Source organism: Bosea sp. 29B (assembly GCF_902506165.1).
In the GTDB taxonomy this organism is placed as follows: domain Bacteria; phylum Pseudomonadota; class Alphaproteobacteria; order Rhizobiales; family Beijerinckiaceae; genus Allobosea.
The window spans coordinates 4,337,894-4,356,338 of record NZ_LR733817.1 but is presented as its reverse complement, the minus strand read 5'-3'; the positions used below and the strand labels follow the sequence as shown (position 1 = coordinate 4,356,338).

Annotated in this window: 18 protein-coding genes; 13 read left to right on the top strand and 5 right to left on the bottom strand. The window is 67.0% G+C overall.

The genetic code is table 11. The annotated features are described in order from the left end of the window. The first annotated feature begins 131 nt into the window (after positions 1–131). Complete coding sequence (locus GV161_RS21150; protein WP_152014158.1) at positions 132–884, top strand: pyridoxine 5'-phosphate synthase; 753 nt, start codon at positions 132–134, stop codon at positions 882–884. Between the two features lie 9 nt (positions 885–893). Further along, positions 894–1,298, top strand: a complete 405-nt coding sequence (acpS, locus tag GV161_RS21145) for a holo-ACP synthase (protein ID WP_100963071.1) — start codon at positions 894–896, stop codon at positions 1,296–1,298. A 36-nt stretch (positions 1,299–1,334) separates the two neighbouring features. On the opposite strand, the gene aqpZ is transcribed toward acpS, so the two are convergent. Further along, a complete protein-coding gene (aqpZ, locus tag GV161_RS21140) occupies positions 1,335–2,045 on the bottom strand; it encodes an aquaporin Z (RefSeq protein WP_152014157.1) in 711 nt (236 codons plus the stop codon). A 382-nt stretch (positions 2,046–2,427) separates the two neighbouring features. Between aqpZ and lepB the strand changes: the two genes are divergently transcribed. From lepB to GV161_RS21110, 6 genes are all read left to right on the top strand, one after another. Further along, positions 2,428–3,192: a signal peptidase I gene (gene lepB, locus GV161_RS21135; RefSeq protein WP_152014156.1), complete on the top strand. Its 765-nt coding sequence runs from the start codon at positions 2,428–2,430 to the stop codon at positions 3,190–3,192. After that, positions 3,189–3,920: a ribonuclease III gene (gene rnc, locus GV161_RS21130; RefSeq protein ID WP_244624041.1), complete on the top strand. Its 732-nt coding sequence runs from the start codon at positions 3,189–3,191 to the stop codon at positions 3,918–3,920. Before lepB ends, rnc begins: the two co-directional genes overlap by 4 nt. After that, the gene (gene era, locus GV161_RS21125) at positions 3,913–4,824 is read left to right on the top strand and encodes a GTPase Era (RefSeq protein WP_152014154.1); all 912 of its coding nucleotides are present in this window, start codon (positions 3,913–3,915) and stop codon (positions 4,822–4,824) included. The genes rnc and era overlap by 8 nt, the downstream gene beginning before the upstream one ends. 177 nt (positions 4,825–5,001) lie before the next feature. Then, positions 5,002–5,616, top strand: a complete 615-nt coding sequence (locus GV161_RS21120) for an NYN domain-containing protein (protein WP_152014153.1) — start codon at positions 5,002–5,004, stop codon at positions 5,614–5,616. Positions 5,617–5,734: 118 nt separating this feature from the next. Beyond that, positions 5,735–6,457: a superoxide dismutase gene (locus GV161_RS21115; protein WP_152014152.1), complete on the top strand. Its 723-nt coding sequence runs from the start codon at positions 5,735–5,737 to the stop codon at positions 6,455–6,457. Positions 6,458–6,518: 61 nt separating this feature from the next. Then, positions 6,519–6,908 (top strand): nuclear transport factor 2 family protein, encoded by a 390-nt coding sequence (locus GV161_RS21110; RefSeq protein WP_152014151.1) that lies wholly within the window; start codon positions 6,519–6,521, stop codon positions 6,906–6,908. 15 nt (positions 6,909–6,923) lie between these two features. Here GV161_RS21110 and smpB read toward each other — a convergent pair whose 3' ends face one another. Both smpB and dapA read right to left on the bottom strand, forming a co-directional pair. Next, positions 6,924–7,397, bottom strand: a complete 474-nt coding sequence (gene smpB, locus GV161_RS21105; protein WP_110492638.1) for an SsrA-binding protein SmpB — start codon at positions 7,395–7,397, stop codon at positions 6,924–6,926. Between the two features lie 52 nt (positions 7,398–7,449). Beyond that, positions 7,450–8,343 carry a 4-hydroxy-tetrahydrodipicolinate synthase gene (gene dapA, locus GV161_RS21100; RefSeq protein WP_152014150.1) on the bottom strand — a complete coding sequence of 298 codons (894 nt, stop codon included), beginning with the start codon at positions 8,341–8,343 and terminating at the stop codon, positions 7,450–7,452. A 180-nt stretch (positions 8,344–8,523) separates the two neighbouring features. Between dapA and GV161_RS21095 the strand changes: the two genes are divergently transcribed. The 5 genes from GV161_RS21095 to GV161_RS21075 all read left to right on the top strand — a co-directional run bounded on the left by GV161_RS21095 (position 8,524) and on the right by GV161_RS21075 (position 14,939). Continuing rightward, positions 8,524–10,662: a lytic transglycosylase domain-containing protein gene (locus tag GV161_RS21095; RefSeq protein ID WP_210253494.1), complete on the top strand. Its 2,139-nt coding sequence runs from the start codon at positions 8,524–8,526 to the stop codon at positions 10,660–10,662. Between the two features lie 359 nt (positions 10,663–11,021). Then, positions 11,022–12,182, top strand: coding sequence for an amidohydrolase (locus GV161_RS21090; protein WP_152014148.1), 1,161 nt, complete (start codon positions 11,022–11,024; stop codon positions 12,180–12,182). Beyond that, the gene (locus GV161_RS21085; protein WP_152014147.1) at positions 12,179–13,474 is read left to right on the top strand and encodes an MFS transporter; all 1,296 of its coding nucleotides are present in this window, start codon (positions 12,179–12,181) and stop codon (positions 13,472–13,474) included. The genes GV161_RS21090 and GV161_RS21085 overlap by 4 nt, the downstream gene beginning before the upstream one ends. 110 nt (positions 13,475–13,584) lie before the next feature. After that, positions 13,585–13,956: a MarR family transcriptional regulator gene (locus GV161_RS21080; protein WP_152014146.1), complete on the top strand. Its 372-nt coding sequence runs from the start codon at positions 13,585–13,587 to the stop codon at positions 13,954–13,956. Positions 13,957–14,051: 95 nt separating this feature from the next. Further along, positions 14,052–14,939: an alpha/beta hydrolase gene (locus GV161_RS21075; RefSeq protein ID WP_152014145.1), complete on the top strand. Its 888-nt coding sequence runs from the start codon at positions 14,052–14,054 to the stop codon at positions 14,937–14,939. A gap of 8 nt (positions 14,940–14,947) precedes the next feature. Here GV161_RS21075 and GV161_RS21070 read toward each other — a convergent pair whose 3' ends face one another. Next, positions 14,948–15,961 (bottom strand): hypothetical protein, encoded by a 1,014-nt coding sequence (locus GV161_RS21070; RefSeq protein ID WP_152014144.1) that lies wholly within the window; start codon positions 15,959–15,961, stop codon positions 14,948–14,950. 10 nt (positions 15,962–15,971) lie between these two features. Beyond that, on the bottom strand, positions 15,972–18,308 hold the full coding sequence (locus GV161_RS21065; protein WP_152014143.1) for an OmpA family protein: 2,337 nt from the start codon (positions 18,306–18,308) through the stop codon (positions 15,972–15,974). Positions 18,309–18,445: the final 137 nt, after the last annotated feature.

The following is an 18,445-nucleotide window of genomic DNA, read 5'->3' as shown; positions in this document are numbered from 1 at the left end:
TTTCGTGCATTTTCAGTCACTGCACGCATTGCGTGCATCAATTGATCAAGAACGCTGACGGTGTCGATCACATTGCTTGCCTTGAACCGTTGCCGAGTGCGGCGTAGACGGCAGATAACGGAGGGGCGACGATGACTGAGAACCGCTTGCGCCTGGGCGTGAACATCGACCACGTTGCGACCGTGCGAAATGCCCGCGGCGGCGCCCTGCCCGATCCGGTGCGTGCCGCCCTTCTCGCGGTGGCCGCCGGCGCCGACGGCATCACCGCCCACTTGCGCGAAGACCGACGCCATATCCGCGACGCCGACATGGCAAGGCTGGCAACCGAATTGTCCAAGCCGCTCAATTTCGAGCTGGCCGCGACAGCGGAGATGATCGGCCTCGCCGAGAGGTTCAAGCCGCATGCCGCCTGTCTCGTGCCCGAGAAGCGCGAGGAACGCACCACCGAGGGCGGGCTCGATGTCGTCGGCCAGGCGCAGGCGCTCGCTGCCCCGATCGCCCGGCTGAAGGCCGCGGGTTGCCGCGTCTCGCTGTTCATCGAGGCCGACGAGGCGCCGATCGCGATGGCCGCGAAGCTCGGTGCGCCGGTGGTCGAGCTGCATACCGGCACCTGGTGCCACGCCGTCGCCGACGGCCATGCCGACAAGGCCGAGGCCGAGTTCCAGCGGCTCGCCAGTGGCGCAGCCTTTGCCGCCTCGCTGGGCCTCGAAGTCCATGCCGGCCATGGGCTCGACTACGACACCGCGCGCAAGCTCGCCGGCGTTCGCGCCTTCGTCGAGTTCAACATCGGCCATTTCCTGATCGGCGAAGCGATCTTCGTCGGGCTGGAGACGGCCATCGCCGTGATGCGGCGAGCGATGGACGAGGGCCGCGCGGCCAGCTAGACCGCTGGAATGATCCTCGGCATCGGCTCCGATCTCTGCGACATCCGCCGCATCGAGAACTCGCTCGCCCGCTTTGGCGAGCGCTTCACGCAGCGCATCTTCACTCCGGGCGAGCAGGCGAAATCCGATCGCCGAGCCACGCGCGCGGCCTCCTATGCCCGTCGCTTCGCAGCCAAGGAGGCCTGCTCGAAGGCGCTCGGCACCGGCATCAGGTCCGGCGTGTTCTGGCGCGACATGGAAGTGGTGAACCTGCCGAGCGGGCGGCCGACCATGCGGCTGACCGGCGGCGCTGCGGCGCGTCTCGCGCAGATGGTACCGCCGGGCCATGAGGCGGTCGTGCATGTCTCGCTGACCGACGATCCGCCTTTGGCCCAGGCCTTCGTCGTGATCGAGGCCAGGCCGATCCAGGCCTGACCTCGGGTTGCGGATATTGCGCGGCAGGCGCCGGGGTCAGCCGGTGACCTGGTCCTGCGACTCGCCGCTCAGCCAGCGATAGAGGACGCCGCCAATTACGCCGCCGATGATCGGCGCCAGCCAGAACAGCCAGAGCTGCTGCAGGGCCCAGCCACCGACGAAAAGCGCCGGGCCGGTCGAACGCGCCGGGTTCACCGAGGTGTTGGTGACCGGGATGCTGACCAGGTGGATCAGGGCGAGGCCGAGGCCGATGGCGAGCGGCGCGAAACCGGCCGGCGCCTTGCCATGGGTCGCGCCCATGATGATGAACAGGAACATCATGGTCATCACCACCTCGGTCAGGAAGGCCGAGGCCAGGCCGTATTTGCCGGGCGAATGCTCGCCATAGCCGTTCGAGGCGAAGCCCTTGGCGAGATCGAAACCAGGCGCGCCGACCGCGATGAAATAGAGCACGGTGGCGGCGAGGATGGCGCCGATGACCTGGGCGACGATGTAGGGCACCACCTGGCCGGCCGGGAAGCGCCCGCCGGCGGCGAGGCCGATCGTGACGGCCGGGTTGAGATGACAGCCGGAGATATGGCCGATCGAATAGGCCATGGTGACGACGGTCAGACCGAACGCGAGAGATACACCAAGCAACCCGATGCCGACCTGCGGAAAGCCCGCCGCGATCACGGCGCTGCCGCAGCCGGCGAAGGTCAGCCAGAAGGTACCGATCACCTCTGCGACATAGTTTCTCGTGCTCATCTCGATTCGCCCTTTGGTTGCGATCACAGGACTGTGATCGCAGCGCAATCCAGCGTCAATCTGGCGCAGACGCAGGGGCAGGCTGCGCCGATGCAGGGCGGCAGCGCCATCACCACAGGTCGTGATGGGCCGCGCTTCCTCGCTACCCGTCGGCGGGTTGCCGGAACTGCCCTTGGCACCACCAGCAGGGATGCCTTGCGCTGGAGACACCGCCGGGGGCTTTTCGGCGCCGGCCGATGGGAGTATCGGCACGGCGGTGCCTTCGGCCGGTGAAACGGTCGCCCATCCCGCCCATATTGACTTGCCAGACCGCGCCTGCGTTGTCCGACACACGATAGTCGGCTAGACCGCGCAAGCGAAATGCAGCCAGCAGGAGCCCCGCGTGGCGAACGACGCCGAGATCAAGAACAAGACCAAGGACGAAGGCGGCATCCTCGAGACGATCAAGGTCGTCGTCCAGGCGCTGCTCATCGCCCTCGTGATCCGCACCCTGCTGTTCCAGCCCTTCAACATCCCCTCGGGCTCGCTGATCCCGACGCTGCTGATCGGCGATTACCTGTTCGTCTCGAAATACACCTACGGCTATTCGAAGCACTCGATGCCGTTCAGCCCGCCGCTGTTCCAGGGCCGGGTCTGGGCCGCCGAGCCGAAGCGCGGCGACATCGCCGTGTTCAAGCTGCCGAGCGACGGATCGACCGATTACATCAAGCGCGTCATCGGCCTGCCCGGCGACCGCATCCAGATGATCGACGGCATCCTCCACATCAACAACGCGCCGGTGAAGCGCGAGCGGATCGCCGATTTCGTCACCACCGACGCCTGGGGCCGATCCGCCCCCGTGATCCAGTATCGCGAGATCCTGCCGAACGGGGTTAGCCACAGCATCATCGAGCGTGAAGGCGACACCGGCACCTTCGACAACACCCCGGTGTTCACGGTGCCGGCCGGCCACTTCTTCATGATGGGCGACAATCGCGACAACTCGCTCGATTCGCGCGACCGCAGCGTCGGCTATGTGCCGTTCGAGAACTTCGTCGGCCGCGCCGAGATCATCTTCTTCTCGATCGACGAGGGCGCGTCGGCCTGGCGCATCTGGGAATGGCCCTGGACGGTGCGCTGGAACCGCATGTTCTCGACGATCAAGTGAGCAAGCCCACCGATAGCGGCCGCAAGCTGCCCGAGCTCTCGCGGCTCGAGGACAAGCTCGGCTACCGCTTCCGCGACCGGACCCTGCTGGAGACGGCGCTCACTCATATGAGCGCCGATCCGCGCCGGCTCGCGAGCTATCAGCGGCTCGAATTCCTGGGCGACCGCGTGCTCGGCCTTTCGGTCGCCGACATGCTGTTCACCACCTATCCGCAGGCCGAGGAAGGCGACATGTCGCGCCGCCTCGCCGACTTGGTCCGCAAGGAGACCTGCGCGGCGGTTGCGAGCGCCTGGGACGTCGGCCCGCACTTGCGGCTCGGCGAGGGCGAGATTCTCTCGGGCGCGCGCAAGAACAAGGCGATCCTGGCCGATGCCTGCGAGGCGATCATCGGTGCCGTCTTCATCGATGGTGGCTATGATACCGCGCGCAAGCTGGTCGAGGCCGGCTTCGGCGAGCGGCTGCTGACGCCGGTGACGCCCTTGCGCGACGCCAAGACCGCGTTGCAGGAATGGGCGCAGGGCCAGGGCCATCCGACGCCGACCTATGCCGAGCGCGGCCGCTCCGGCCCCGACCATGCGCCGATCTTCCGTATCGCGGTACGGATCGGCTCATTGGTCGAAGCAGAGGCCGAAGGCCGCTCGAAGCGGCTGGCCGAGCAGGCGGCGGCCGAAGCCTTCCTGCGGCGGCAGGGATTGTGGAACGAAGGGGCGGAAGCGGACCATGGCTGAGAATGACCAGCAGACCCGCTGCGGCTTCGTCGCGCTGATCGGCGCGCCCAATGCCGGCAAGTCGACGCTGCTCAACCAGCTCGTCGGCGCCAAGATCTCGATCGTCTCGCGCAAGGTGCAGACGACGCGCACGCAGGTGCGCGGCATCGCCCTCTCCGGCCCGACACAGATCATCTTCGTCGACACGCCCGGCATCTTCGCGCCCAAGCGGCGGCTCGACCGCGCCATGGTGACGAGTGCCTGGGGCGGGGCGACCGATGCCGACCTGATCGGCGTGCTGATCGATGTCGGCCGCTTCGACCATGAGGAGAACACCGCGCTGCTGGAAAGGCTCGCCCAGCTGAAGCAGCCGAAGTTCCTGATCCTCAACAAGATCGATACGATCCCGAAGGAGAAGCTGCTCGCCATCACCGCAGCGGTGAACGAGCAGTCCAAATTCGAGACGACCTTCATGGTCGCGGCGCTGACCGGCTATGGCGTCAAGGATATCCTCAGCTGGCTCGAGACCCGGCTGAAGCCCGGCCCCTGGCTCTATCCGGAGGATCAGATCTCGGATGCGCCGCTGCGCTTCCTCGCCGCCGAGATCACCCGCGAGAAGATATTCGAGCGGCTGCACGACGAGCTGCCCTATCGCTCGACCGTCGAGACCGAGAGCTGGCAGCAGCGCCCGGACGGCTCGGTCCGGATCGAGCAGACGATCTATGTCGAGCGCGAGGGCCAGCGGAAGATCGTGCTCGGCGAAGGCGGCCAGACGATCAAGGCGATCGGCCAGAAGGCGCGCGTCGAGATCGCCGAAGCGGCCGAGGCGAAGGTCCACCTCTTCCTTTTCGTCAAGGTCCGCGAGAATTGGAGCGACGATCCGGAGCGCTATCGCGAGATGGGATTGGACTTTCCAAAAAGCTGAATATTGCAGCGCTCGCACGTGAAAATGGTAAAATCTGCTCCCAATCTTGCGCGGTACGCCACATTCACCACATAAACGCCGAAGGACCGCTCGATTTGGAGCGTCAGCCTGACATTATTCGACCTAGATCCGTGCCGATTCTTATTGATCGACTCGATTTAAGCAGGAGCCATTTATATGGCAGGTGAACCGCGCATCGCGCTCTTCATCGACGGCGCTAACCTCTATGCGACGTCGAAGCAGCTCGGTTTCGACATGGACTATCGACGCCTGCTCAAGGAATTCCAGGGACGTGGCAATCTGATCAGAGCCTTCTACTTCACGACATTGGTTGAAAGCGAAGAGTACACCTCGATCAGACCGCTGGTCGACTGGCTCGACTACAACGGCTACCGCGTCGTCACCAAGGCGGCCAAGGAGTTCACCGACGCGACCGGCCGCCGGCGCGTCAAGGGCAACATGGACATCGAGCTCGCCATCGAGATGCTCGAGCTCGCCCCCCATCTCGACCAAATCTACCTGTTCTCCGGCGATGGCGATTTCCGTCCGCTGGTCGAGGCGGTGCAGCGCAAGGGCGTCAAGGTCTCGGTGGTCTCGACCATCAACACCAATCCGCCGATGGTCGCCGACGATCTGCGCCGGCAATGCGACGAATTCGTCGAACTCGCCAGCCTGATGCAGAAGGTCGGACGCGACCCAGCCGAGCGCGCGGCGCGCGCTCCCGGCGCCGGTAATCCGGGGCTGGAGCGGCGTTACGGCATCCGGCAAGGCGACGAGCCGCCGGAGGGCTGAACCTGCCCTGCCCTATCGCATTGTCGATGGAGGACCAGCGGCGTTGAGCCGCGGGCACTTGACCGCAGCTGCGGCTCGCGCAAGCTCTGTTTCCGCAACGACACCCGGAGGGCACGCCTTGGAACGCCGCAGCTTTCTCACCGGCCTCGCCGCCGGTTCAGCCTTCGTGATTGCCCGTCCGGCACTGGTGCTGGCGCAGACAGTTCCGGCTCCTGCCGCCCCGCCGCCGGTCTTCACGCTGCCGAAGCTGGCTTACGCGTATGAGGCACTGGAGCCGACCATCGATGCGCAGACCATGCGCATCCACCACTCGCTGCACCATCAGGCCTATGTGAACGGCGCCAACGCGGCCGCGGGCCAGTGGGAGGCGCTGCGGACCACGCCGATCGAGACGGTGCTCGCCGATCTCAGCGCTGCGCCCGACAATGTCCGCACCGCCGTGCGCAACAATGTCGGCGGCCACTGGAATCACAGCTTCTTCTGGGAGCTGATGACCCCGGGCGGGGCCCAGCAGCCCGGCGCGGAGCTGAAGAGCGCGATCGACGGCGCCTTCGGCTCGATGCTCGAGCTGGTGCAGAAGGTCAACCAGGCCGGCGCGACGCGCTTCGGCTCGGGCTGGGCCTGGCTCGTCGTCGACAAGGACAAGAAGCTCGCCATCATCTCGACGGCCAACCAGGACACACCGCTCGAGCTCGGCGCCAAGGCCGTGCTCGGCATCGATGTCTGGGAGCACGCCTACTACCTGAAGTACCAGAACCGCCGGCCGGAATACCTCGCCGCCTGGTGGAAGACGGTGAACTGGGACAGGGCGAACGAGAATTTCAAGAAGGCGATGGGCTGACAGACGGAACCTGCCCCGACCTTTCCCGTTACGGTTGTAATGGGGAAATGAGGGGCAGTTCATGTCGGATTACGCCAGCGAGATCGCGCGCGCCTGCTATCAAGCTTATGTCGACAAGGATCGGGCAGCGATCGAAGCCCTGCTCGACGAGGATTTCCATTTCACCAGCCCGCTCGACAATCGCCTCGATCGCGCGACTTATTTCGAACGCTGCTGGCCGAACAGCGAACGCATCCGCGCCTGCACGTTCAAGCACCTCATCGCGATCGGCGAGACGGTCTTCGTGACCTATGAGGGCGAAGGCCTCGACGGCAAGGGCTTTCGCAACACCGAGATCATGACGATCCGAAACGGCAAGATTTCCGCGGTCGAGGTCTATTTCGGCTGGTCGCTGCCCCACCCGGCGCCAGAGGGAAGTTTCGTCGAGCCTGACGGGCTGACCGCCGGATAGACCGGGATTTGGCGCCTACCCCCCCGTCTTCAGGATGCGCGCCTTGTCGCGGTTCCAGTCGCGGGCCTTCTCGGTCTCGCGCTTGTCGTGCAGTTTCTTGCCCTTGCCGAGGCCGAGCTCGACCTTCGCCCGGCCCTTGTCGTTGAAATAGACCTTGAGCGGGATGACGGTGTAGCCCTCGCGCTGGATCGCGCCCATCAGCTTGTCGATCTGGCGGCGGTGCAGCAGCAGCTTACGCGGCCGGCGGACATCATGGTTGAAGCGGTTGGCTTCGAGATATTCCGGGATATGGGCGTTGAACAGGAAGAGCTCGGTGCCCATCGGCCCGGCATAGCTCTCGCCGATCGTCGCCCGGCCGCCGCGCAGCGACTTGATCTCGGTGCCCTGCAGGGCGATGCCGGCTTCGAGTGTCTCGGTGATGGCATAGTTGTAGCGCGCCTTGCGGTTATCGGCCGCAAGCTTGTAGCGCTCTGGATCTGGCTTGCTCATCGAAACTCTCCGGCAACCGGCGCTCGCGAGACCGCGACGCCGATCACCTCACTTAAGCATTCAACAGGCCGGCGTGAACCATGGCGCTGCGGATGACGTCGCCGGTCGCCGCCGTAACCGGCATCAACGGCAGGCGGAGTTCTTCCTCGATCCGGCCGAGGCGCTTCAGGCCATGCTTGGCGCCGGCGAGACCAGGCTCCTTGAAGACGGCGTCGTGCAGTGGCACCAGCCGGTCCTGGATCTTCAGCGCGCCGGCATAGTCGCCCTTGAGGGCGCAAGCCATCAGGTCGGCGCAGAGCTTGGGCGCGACATTGGCGACGACCGAGATGCAGCCATGGCCGCCGGCAGCCATATAGGCCAGCGCAGTCATGTCCTCGCCCGAGAGCTGGATGAAATCGGGGCCGAGCACATGGCGCTGCAGCGAGACGCGCGCGAGATTGGCGGTCGCGTCCTTCACGCCAGCGATGTTCTTCAGCTCGTAGAGGCGCGCCATCGTCTCGACCGACATGTCAACCACCGAGCGCGGCGGGATGTTGTAGATGATGATCGGAATGCCGATCGCATCGTTCACCGCCTTGAAGTGCTGATACATGCCTTCTTGCGTCGGCTTGTTGTAATAGGGCGTGACCACGAGCACGGCCTGGGCGCCCGCCTTCTCGGCGTGCTTTGCCAGCGAGATCGCCTCGGTGGTGTTGTTCGAGCCGGCGCCGGCGATGACCGGCACCCTGCCCTTGGCCTGGTCGAGGACGATCTCGGTGACGCGGCCGTGCTCGTCATGGCTCAGCGTCGGGCTCTCGCCGGTGGTGCCGACCGGAACCAGCCCGGTCGAGCCGCTCTCAATCTGCCAGTCGACCAGGGCGCGTAGCGTCGCTTCGTCGATCTTTCCGCCCTTGAACGGCGTCACCAGCGCGGGCATCGAACCGGTGAGTGGCGCATGCTTGGTCATGGACGGTCCTGAAAACGACAAAGTTCAGCGTGAAACGGGCGACAGACATAGCCTTTCAGCTGCAGTCCGCAAAGCCGGCAACCCATCAAAAATCGTGGCGGCATGGTTAGGACTTCATAAAGCTCCCTGCGGGAGCATGGCCTACTGCTACGATCCGGCTTGCTTGGGGGGATGCCTCACATGGCGATATCGCCGGGCCGACGGTTCTTTGGAGCCGGCCTGACGCTCATTCTGGTGACTGCCGGACCCTGCTCCGCGGGCCCTGACGGCTCGCATCCATTGCAGATCGAGCGCCTGGCGCGCGTCAATACGAGCGACGATACCGGACCTGCGAGCGTCGATGTCGGCGTGACGGCCTCGCTCGCGCCGCAGACCGAGCCGCCCGTATCGCCCGTGCCACCGGCCACGATCGTCCGGCCGGAAGAGCGCATCGACCTCGAACCGCTGAAGAAGGCAGTCGCAGCCTACCGCGCCGGCAAGCTCGAGGATGGCGATGCCATCGCCCGCGGCATCGACGACAAGGCGGTGCGCGGCATGCTGGAATGGGTGGCGCTGCGCAGCCTGTCCAATGTCGTCAGCTTCGAGCGCATCGCCGAATTCCTCGACGCCTTCCCGAACTATCCCGGCACGACGCCGTTCCGCCGGCGGGCCGAAGCGGCACTGGTCAACGACCGGCGCTCACCCGAGATCGTCCGCGCCTTCTTCCATGGCCGCGAGCCGATCAGCCCGGCCGGGCGCGTTGCACTCGCCCGTGCGCTGGCCGCCGAGGGCCGCCAGGACGAAGCGCTGGCGCTCGCGCGCCGGACCTGGCTCAAGGACCATCTCGGCGCCGGGCTCGAAAAGATCGTGCTCGACAATTTCGGCGACAAGCTGACCACCGCCGACCACCGCTTGCGCACCGAACGCTATCTCTTCGCCGGAAAGAGCGAGGAAGCGCTGCGCAATGCCGCCCGCGTCTCGCAGGACTATGTCGCCCTGGCCAAGGTCCGGCTCGCCAGCGCCAAGGCCAAGGGGCCGATCGCGCAGAAGCAGATCGACGCCGTGCCGGCGCCCCTCAAGAAGGACATCTCCTTCGCCTTCCTGCAGGCGCAGCAGGCCCGCCGCTCCGGCAAGCCGGCCGATGCCGCCAAGGCGATCGCCGAGGTGCCGCGCGATCCGGCCGTGCTCGGCGACGGCGATGGCTGGTGGGAGGAACGTCGCCTGATCGCCCGCAAGCTGCTCGACGAAGGCGACGCCAAGGGCGCCTATGCGGTCGCCTCCGGCCATGGCGCCGAGGACACGGCCGAGCGCATCGACGCCGAATGGCATGCCGGCTGGATCGCCCTGCGCTTCGAGAAGGATGCCGAGCGGGCAGCGAAGCATTTCGCCGAAGCCGCCAAGATTGCGGAGACGCCGATCTCGGTGGCGCGCGCCGCCTATTGGCAAGGCCGCGCTGCCGATGCGCTCGGCAAGGCCGACAACGCGAAGACCTTCTACAGCCGCGCCGCCGAGCACCCGGTCGCCTATTACGGCCAGCTCGCCCGCGCCCGGCTCGGGCTCATCGATCTACCGGTCCGGCGCACCATAGCAGCGCCGCTGGCGCATCTGCCCGGCTTCAAGGCCGCGAAGCTGCTCTATGCGATCGAGGCGCCCGATCTCGCCGGGCAATTGCTGATCGACCTGTCGCAGCGCCTGCACGATGCCGCCGCGCTCGAGGCGATCGCCGACATCGCCCGCCAGCGCGGCGACGCCAAGACGCTGCTCACCATCGGCAAGATCGCGTTGCAGCGCGGCTTCCCGCTCGACGAGGCCGCCTTCCCGACCTTCGGCGTGCCGGAATTCCCGTCGGTGGGCGATCCGATGGAGCGTGCCATCGTCCACGCCATCGCCCGTCAGGAGAGCGCCTTCGATCCGGCTGCGGTCTCGCATGCCGGTGCGCTCGGCCTGATGCAGATGATGCCGGCGACGGCGCGCGAGACGGCGCGGCGGGCGCAACTGCCCTTCGAGCTCGACAAGCTGACGAAGGACCCGCTCTATTCGGCCAAGATGGGCGCGGCCCATCTCAACGACCTGCTCGGCGACTGGCGCGGCTCCTATATCCTGACCTTCGCCGCCTACAATGCCGGCTCGGGCAATGTGAAGAAATGGATCGCAGCCTATGGTGATCCGCGCACGCCCGAGGTCGACGCCGTTGACTGGGTCGAGCGCATCTCCTTCACCGAGACGCGCAATTACGTCCAGCGGGTGATGGAGAACCTGCAGGTCTACCGCCAGCGCCTCAACCAGCGCACCGCCTATATGATCGACTACGATCTGAAACGGGGCGGCAAGCGGGATTGAGCGCCCCCCTCTCCTTGCGGGAGAAGGTGGCCCGAAGGGCCGGATGAGGGGTCGCGCAGACCTTTCCGTCATGGTCGGGCTTGTCCCGGCCATCCACGTCTTCCTTTGGCAAACGCGGTGTTCAAGACGTGGATGCTCACCACAAGGGCGAGCATGACGGAAAGGTCGCGCGCGCCCTCACCCCTGCCCTCTCCCATCCGGGAGAGGGGTTCCCCCCTGTCTCATCGCCCTTGCCTCTCGACCAACGCCTTGCGCTTCGCTGCGTCACGGCCCCTCTCCTCGCAACAATCATCCCTGCCATTTGCAATATTTGAAACTTTCAAGTATCTGCCTCTCCAAACGACAAGGGAGGAGTTCAGATGCTGCCGGACATTGCCGCGCATGCGCCGACTTTGCAGGCTTGGCGCCGCGACCTTCATGCCCATCCCGAAACCGCTTTCGAGGAAGTCAGGACCTCGACCTTCGTCGCGGAGACGCTGGCCTCCTTCGGCATCGCCGTCCATCGGGGCCTCGGCGGCACCGGCCTCGTCGGCGTGATCGAGGGCGCCGCGCCCGGCCCGACCATCGGCCTGCGTGCCGACATGGACGCCCTGCCGATGGAGGAGGAGACCGGGGCCGACTACCGCTCGACCGCGCCCGGCCGCTTCCATGGCTGCGGCCATGACGGCCACACGGTCATGCTGCTCGGCGCTGCCCGGCACCTCGCGGCCAATCCGCCCAAGCGCGGCAAGGTCCACCTGATCTTCCAGCCGGCCGAGGAAGTCGGGCTCGGCGCCAAGCGCATGATCGAGGACGGGCTGTTCGAGCGCTTTCCTTGCTCGGAGGTCTATGCCCTCCACACCATCCCGCTCTATGCCGAAGGCACCGCCGCGGTGCGGCCCGGCCCGACGCTCGCCGGCATCGCCGCCTTCGAGATCAGGATCGACGGCGTCGGCGGCCATGGTGCAGCCCCCCACACCACGATCGACCCACTGCAGGTCGCCGCACGGCTCGCAACCGAGATTTCCTCGATCGTCGGTCGGCATGTCGATCCGCTCGCGCCGGCGGTGATCAGCCTCGGGCGGCTCACGGCCGGCACGGCGCCGAACATCATCCCGGCCTCGGCCGAGCTCAGCGGCACGATCCGCACCTATGACCCGGCGGTCGAGGCGTTGATCCTGAAAAAGCTCGACGCGATCTGCCAGGGTTTCGCGGTGATGTCGGGCTGCACGATCGCCTGCACGCAGGCGGCGAGCTGCCTGCCCTGCGTCAACGATCCCCGCGCCGCAGCCGCCGCGGCGTCTGCCGCCGGCGAGGTACTCGGCACGGGTAATGTCCATACAGACATGAAGCCCCTGCCCTTCTCCGACGATTTCGCGCTGATGCTCGATCAATGGCCGGGCGCCTACATCTTCCTCGGCCAGCCTGGGGCGATGTGCCACCACCCGACCTTCGATTTCGACGACCGCCTGCTGCCTGTCGGCGCCAGCATCCTAGCCCGCATCGCCGCGCGCCAGACCATGGAAGGGGCGAGCGAATGACTGCCGCCACGATTGAATCCGCCCAGCCGCGCTCGGCCTCGATGGTCCGGCGCGCCGTCATCTCCTCGGTGATCGGCAACGGGCTCGAATGGTACGACTTCCTTGTCTACGGCTTCTTCTCGACCATCATCGCGCAGGTCTTCTTTCCGAGCGCCGACCCGTTGGTCTCGGCGCTGCTGACGGCGGCGACCTTTGCGATCTCCTTCCTGGTCCGGCCGGTCGGCGGCGTGCTGCTCTCGACCTATGCCGACCGCTTCGGCCGCAAGCCGATCCTGACGGTGATGATCCTGATCATGGGATTCTCGACCGTGCTGATCGGTCTGACGCCGAGCTATCAGACGATCGGCATGCTTGCGCCGATCCTGGTGATCGTCGCGCGCATCCTGCAAGGCATCTCGGTCGGCGCCGAATTCGCCAGCGCCACCGCCATGCTGGTCGAATACGCCCCGCCGCGGAAGAAGATGCTCTATGGCAGCTTCCAGATGTGCTCGCAGGCGCTGGCGCTCGCGCTCGCTGCCTTCTCCGGTTATGCGCTTTCGACGCTGATGACGCCAGAAGCGCTGCAGGACTGGGGCTGGCGCATTCCCTTCCTGCTGGGATCGCTGATCACACCGCTCGGCTTCTATATCCGCCGCTTCGTCGATGAGTCGCCGGAATACGAGAAGGATAGCGGCCCGAAGGTCAGGCAGACGCCGTTCCTGACCGTGCTGGCCGAGCATCGCAGCGCCCTGCTGCGCAGCTGCGCCATCATGATCCCGGGCACCGCCTCGAATTATGTCTGGTTCATCTTCCTGCCCGGCTATGTCGTGCGGCAATTGAAGCTGCCCTTCACCAGCGCGATGCTGAGCTCGCTGATCGGCGGCATCCTGCTCTTCCTCTTCGTCCCGATCATGGGCCAGCTCGCCGATCGCTGGCATCCGCGCCGCGTCTGGCTCTGTGGCATGCTCGCTTTCGCGCTGCTGTCCTATCCACTGCTCGCCTATGTCGTGGCGGTGCCGAGCTTCGAGCGGCTGCTGATCGTGCAGGCGATCTGCGCCCTGCCGATCGCCGCGATCTGGGCGCCGACGCCGGGGCTGCTCGCCGGAATGTTCCCGACCACGGTCCGCTCGACCGGCATGTCGATCGCCTACAACATGGTGGTGCTGCTGTTCGGCGGGCTCGCGCCCTTCACCCTGACCTGGCTGGTGGCCAAGACCGGCTCGGACATGGTGCCGTCCTACTACCTCATCGCCTGCACATGCCTGGCGCTGATCGCGCTCTGGCAGGCCGATCGCGGCGAAGTCAGGCGTTGAGCCGAAGCTGCGAAGTCGAGTAGGACGGTCGTCAGCCGCTGCGAAAGAGGAGCATCGACCTGCGCGAACCGTTCCTGACTTTCCGGCTCGACCAGCTCAACCAGACCGCGATGGCCAGGGCCTCGAAGGTCTACAAGGCCGAGCTCGGCCTCAGCATCCGAGAACTCCGGGTGCTCCGGACGATCGGCGACGAGCCCGGCCTGTCCTCCGGGGCGCTGGCGGAAGCGAGCCTGATCGAACAGACGCTGGTCTCCAAGCATCTGCGCAAGCTCGTCGATGGCGGCTATGTCCGGCGCGAGCTCGAAAGTGAGGATGCGCGGCGGGTGTCCCTGCGCCTGACGACGAAGGGCGAGAGCGTCAGGCAGGAGGCCGACCGTCTGGGCGAGGTGATGGAGCAGGATTTCCTCTCCGCGCTCACGCAGGAGGAACTCGACATCTTCAATCGCTGCATCGCCAAGCTGAGGAATTGGGGCGCGTCGTAGAGCGCCGCAGCCGGATCACAGAGCTGGGCCCCGCTTTCGTCGACCCCACCGCCATGGTTAGGTGCGGGACGCCCGCCTGCTTCCCCGAGTCCCGCATGAATTCCGATACCGGCTTCCGCTCCCTCTTCATCAGCGCCCGCGACGGGCTGAAGCTGCATATCCGCGAGTATGGGCCACAGACGGCCCCGAACCTCCCGATCGTCTGCCTCGCGGGGCTCGCCCGCACCTCCGCCGACTTCCACGAGCTCGCATTGGCGCTGGCGGAAGACGGGCCGCGGCGGGTGCTGGCGCTCGACTATCGCGGCCGCGGCCGCTCCGACTACGCCAAGGACTGGCACGACTACGACATCCGCGTCGAACTCGACGATCTCATGCAGGTTCTGGCAGCGACCGGCGTCGAGGAGGCCGTCTTCGTCGGCACCTCGCGCGGCGGGCTTTTGACCATGGCACTGGCCGCCGCACGGCCGACCGCAATTCGCGGCGTCGTGCTCAACGATGTCGGGCCGGTGATCGACGCGCGCGGCTTGCTGCGCATCCGCGGCTATGTCGGCAAGCTGCCGACGCCGCGCAGCTTCACCGAAGGCGCCGAGATCCTGAAACGGCTCTCGGACCAGCAATTCCCGCTCTTCGGCGAGGCCGAATGGGAGATGATGGCGCGCCGGACCTGGACCGAGCGCAATGGCGCGCTCGTACCGGACTATGATCTGCGCCTGCTGAAGACGCTGGAGGAGCTCGATCTCGAAGCGCCCCTCCCGGAGCTCTGGCCCTATTTCGCCGCGCTGAACCATGTCCCGGTGCTCGCCATCCGCGGCGAGAACTCTGATCTCCTGGCGGAGAAGACGCTGGAGGAGATGGGGCGGCGCCATCCGCATTGCGAGACCTTCACCGCGCCCGGCCAAGGCCATGCCCCCCTGCTCGGCAGCAAGGACATGGTCCGCCGCATCGGCAAGCTGATCGCGAAGGCGGAAAAGCAACCGGGCTGAGAAACGCCTCAGCGCTTCTTCTTGCGACGCTTCGCCTTGACCGCCCGCGAATGCTCGGTCTCGCCGCCGCCGACGAGGATCTTCGCCTCGGCCTGCCATTGCTCCGCGACATCGCGGCCCTGGAAGCCGGTGTGATGGGCGAGGAAGCGCAACTCGTCCGGTCCCAGCGCGGAGATCTGGTCGAAATGCCAGATGCCGAGCGTATTCAGCGTCTCGGCGATCGCCGGGCCGATGCCGTCGATCAGGCCGAGATCGTCCGGCTTGCCGCCACGCGCCCCCGGCAGGAGATTGCCCGGGCGCTTGCCTTCGAGTGCCGCTCCGGAGAGCGGGATCGCCGTCACCGGCTCGACCGTCGTCGCGGTTCGTGCCAGCGCAGCCGCCTGGGCCACCCAGTCCTCACGCTCGATCCGCCCCGGAAAGGCCAGATAGGTGCCGACCCACTCGACGTTTTCAGGGGTCCAGGCGGCGATCTGGCTGAAGTGCCAGATGCCGAGCGCATGCAGGCGCGTCTCGTTCTGCGGGCCGATCCCCTTGATCAGCTTGAGATCGTCGGCCTGCCCGCCGCGGGCAGCGGCAAAGCCGGCCGGGCGCTTGCCAGCGATCCCATCCTCGCCCTCGACCTTCGGCATGGGAGCGGGTTCGCCCGTCGCTCCCTCGCTGACCTTGGCCAGTGCAATCGGTGCGGGAAGAGCCGGAGCAGGCTGCGGCAAGGCGAGGCGCGGTGCCGGCGGAGCGAGCGCCGGGAGCGCCTCGCCTTCGCCAGCGAACAGGCTGCCGATCAGGCAACCGGCGGCATAGGCGAGCAGATAGAGCAGCGCCGTCTCGATCCAGAACGCCACCTGATCGTTGACCAGCCGAAGCCAGACCAGCGCCGCCAGCGCGGCCCAGAGTATGGCGAGGCCGATGACCGGGCCGCTGGCGAAACCACGCGGGCCGCCGCGGCCGGTCAGCCAGCCGAAGACCAGGCCCATCGCGAAGGCCGCGAGGAGAAACCAGGCGAACTGGGTCGCGAGATAGAGCATCGCTCCCTCCTTACTTCGCCACGGTGAACTGGACGCGGCGGTTCTTCACCCGCGCTTCCGGATCGCCATGGGCCACCAGCGGCCGATCGGTGCCGTAGCCCTTGACCTCGAGCTGGGCTGGACCGATGCCACGACGGATCAGCTCCTCGCGGACCCGCAGCGCCCGCCGGCTCGACAGATCGAGATTGTTGAAGCCGCTGCGTTCGCCGTCGAGATTGGCATGGCCCTCGATGGTGACACGCGAGATCGGGCACTGTTTGAGGATGGCGGCAGCCTCCGTCATCGCGCGCTCGGTCACCGGATCGAGCGTCACGACCGCCGTACCTTGGCCGAACATCACGTAGTAGCGCTGGGTCAGCGCATCGAGCTCGTTCTGGCAATTGCTCGGCGGATCGATCACGCAGCCGGTCTGGCGCATGCCGATCTCGGCCTTGCCGGAGAAGCTGTCCGGCAAGCCGCTGGCCAGATTGGTCTGGACCTCGTCGCGGATCAGCGCGCGGCAGGTCAAACCGCGGACATTGACCTCGCGATCGACCACGCTGGCCGAACCCAGATCGAGACGCAGCAGGTCCTGGACTGCCCCGCGCGCCGCGACCCCGAATCCGGTCGGCGCCGCCGGCAGGATCTCGGTCTCGTCACTGATGCGGCCTCGCAAAGGCGAGGCCTCGATCAAGGCAGCGATCGCGTCCTTGGCCGCAGCGTCGGGCAGATAGCCGCCCAGATAGCCGCCGGACTTGTCGATCGAGGCGCTGAAGCCATAGCTGCGCAAGGTGAGCGCCGGCCGGCCCGAAAGCGAGAGCCCCGCCGGCAGCGCCTTGCCCTTCAACGCATCCTCCAAGACCTGCCAGCCGGCCTTGTCCGCCGCGGCGCCGGTGAGGCTGAGCGCGGAGCCCGCCAGCGAAGCACTGCCCTGCGCCATCCGGCCGAGGAGTCCGAGGGCGAAGCGGGTCGCCTCGCCATAGTCGGGACCGCCGCGCGGACCAGCTTCGATCACAGTCCGATCGACGACCTCGCCGCCGGACAACGCCGCGCGCGCCGCCTCCAGTGCGGCCGCCTTGGCCGCGGCGTCGGGCGCGGCACCAGACAGGACGATGCCGTTTTCGGACTTCTCGGCCCGCCATTGCAGCGGCCGGGGTGCTGCCGGCGGCGCAGCTTGCGGCTCGGTGACTGCAGCCGGGCCAGGCGTGGCGGGGACCGGATTGACCGGAGCCGATGGCTGGCTGGCCGGCGCAGGTGTGCTCGGTGTCACCGGCGCGCTCGGCGGCACGTCGACCGACGGAGCGGGCGCCGGCTCGCTCTTTGGCGCCGGCGGCGGAGGTGGCGGGCAGGTGACGCTGGCGAGCGCAACCGAATCGGGACCGTCACCTTGCGCGATGTTCAGCTTCAGCGCCTCGCAGGCCTCGTAACCGTCCGGTCCCTGTCCGGAGATGCGATAGGCGGCGCCGTCGAGCTCGACCTTGCCGCTGCGCAGACGAGCGAGATCGGCGACGGCACGCGCCACCCTGCTCGCAAAAGCGGGCGGCTCGCCGGCAGCCTGCAGCATGCGATCGTTCACGGCACCGGCCGAGGGGAAAGCACGGCCGAGCAACGCAGCGATCTCGCGACGCGCCGCATCTGAGGGATAGTAGCCGGCGACCGTGACGGCGCCGGATGCGCTCTTCTCGGCGCTCCAGCGATAGGGGCTCACCGTCGCCGGGCTGAGCGGGCAGTCGACGCGCGTGAAGCCTTTCGGCGACGCGCTGGCAGCGCCCTCGCGCAAGGATTGGAAGCTCTGCGGCGTCGCCGCCGTGCCTTCGACGCAATAGCGGGAATCGTCCAGCGCGACCTTGCCGGTGGAGAGCTGGCCGAGATCGCGCATCAGCAGGGCTGCGAGCTCGGCGAAACCGACCGGGGCCCCGAAAGAGACCTTCTGCTGGTCATCGACCTTCAACCCCGGGTCCAGCCCCCGCGCCGCCGCCAGCGTTGCCATGGCCGTCGCCTCGTCGGGCACGAAGCCGGACAACGTCACGAGATTGCCCTGCCGCGTCGCCGACCAGCTATAAGGTCTCTGGGCGATGACCTGCGTCAGCCCACCGAGCACGCGCCGGACGCCGAATTCCGATTGCAGCTGAGCCAGCGCCTTGCTGGCGCCATCGGCCGTGACGGCCTCGCCATCCAGATAGACGTCGCGCCCGCTGACGCGGACCGAGACGCTGCGCGCGCCCGAGGCAGACCCGGCCACCGCGCTCGCCGCAAGCGCCCTCGCCTCGATGTCGCGACGTACGGGCTCGGTGTTCAGCGCATTGGCGGCCGCCCAGACCAAGGACAGCGGAACAAGCCCCCAGAGCCACCCGGCCTGCCGCGCCATGCCGAAATCCCCGCCTTGCCCAAGGGTCGTCGGCGTCGAATCCCGCCGCCTGCAACCCGTTCCAATCACGCCCTATCGCGATCCCAAGTCAAGCAAGGGACCGCCCCGCCCTTGCGACGATCAGACGGGTTTTTGCG

What these genes read in the sequence shown, in the direction of transcription:
- GV161_RS21150 (WP_152014158.1), top strand. Translation starts at nt 132, where the DNA reads ATGACTGAGAACCGCTTGCGCCTGGGCGTGAACATCGACCACGTTGCG.
- acpS (WP_100963071.1), top strand. Translation starts at nt 894, where the DNA reads ATGATCCTCGGCATCGGCTCCGATCTCTGCGACATCCGCCGCATCGAG.
- aqpZ (WP_152014157.1), bottom strand. Translation starts at nt 2,045, where the DNA reads ATGAGCACGAGAAACTATGTCGCAGAGGTGATCGGTACCTTCTGGCTG.
- era (WP_152014154.1), top strand. Translation starts at nt 3,913, where the DNA reads ATGGCTGAGAATGACCAGCAGACCCGCTGCGGCTTCGTCGCGCTGATC.
- GV161_RS21120 (WP_152014153.1), top strand. Translation starts at nt 5,002, where the DNA reads ATGGCAGGTGAACCGCGCATCGCGCTCTTCATCGACGGCGCTAACCTC.
- GV161_RS21110 (WP_152014151.1), top strand. Translation starts at nt 6,519, where the DNA reads ATGTCGGATTACGCCAGCGAGATCGCGCGCGCCTGCTATCAAGCTTAT.
- smpB (WP_110492638.1), bottom strand. Translation starts at nt 7,397, where the DNA reads ATGAGCAAGCCAGATCCAGAGCGCTACAAGCTTGCGGCCGATAACCGC.
- dapA (WP_152014150.1), bottom strand. Translation starts at nt 8,343, where the DNA reads ATGACCAAGCATGCGCCACTCACCGGTTCGATGCCCGCGCTGGTGACG.
- GV161_RS21095 (WP_210253494.1), top strand. Translation starts at nt 8,524, where the DNA reads ATGGCGATATCGCCGGGCCGACGGTTCTTTGGAGCCGGCCTGACGCTC.
- GV161_RS21090 (WP_152014148.1), top strand. Translation starts at nt 11,022, where the DNA reads ATGCTGCCGGACATTGCCGCGCATGCGCCGACTTTGCAGGCTTGGCGC.
- GV161_RS21085 (WP_152014147.1), top strand. Translation starts at nt 12,179, where the DNA reads ATGACTGCCGCCACGATTGAATCCGCCCAGCCGCGCTCGGCCTCGATG.
- GV161_RS21080 (WP_152014146.1), top strand. Translation starts at nt 13,585, where the DNA reads ATGGCCAGGGCCTCGAAGGTCTACAAGGCCGAGCTCGGCCTCAGCATC.
- GV161_RS21075 (WP_152014145.1), top strand. Translation starts at nt 14,052, where the DNA reads ATGAATTCCGATACCGGCTTCCGCTCCCTCTTCATCAGCGCCCGCGAC.
- GV161_RS21070 (WP_152014144.1), bottom strand. Translation starts at nt 15,961, where the DNA reads ATGCTCTATCTCGCGACCCAGTTCGCCTGGTTTCTCCTCGCGGCCTTC.
- GV161_RS21065 (WP_152014143.1), bottom strand. Translation starts at nt 18,308, where the DNA reads ATGGCGCGGCAGGCCGGGTGGCTCTGGGGGCTTGTTCCGCTGTCCTTG.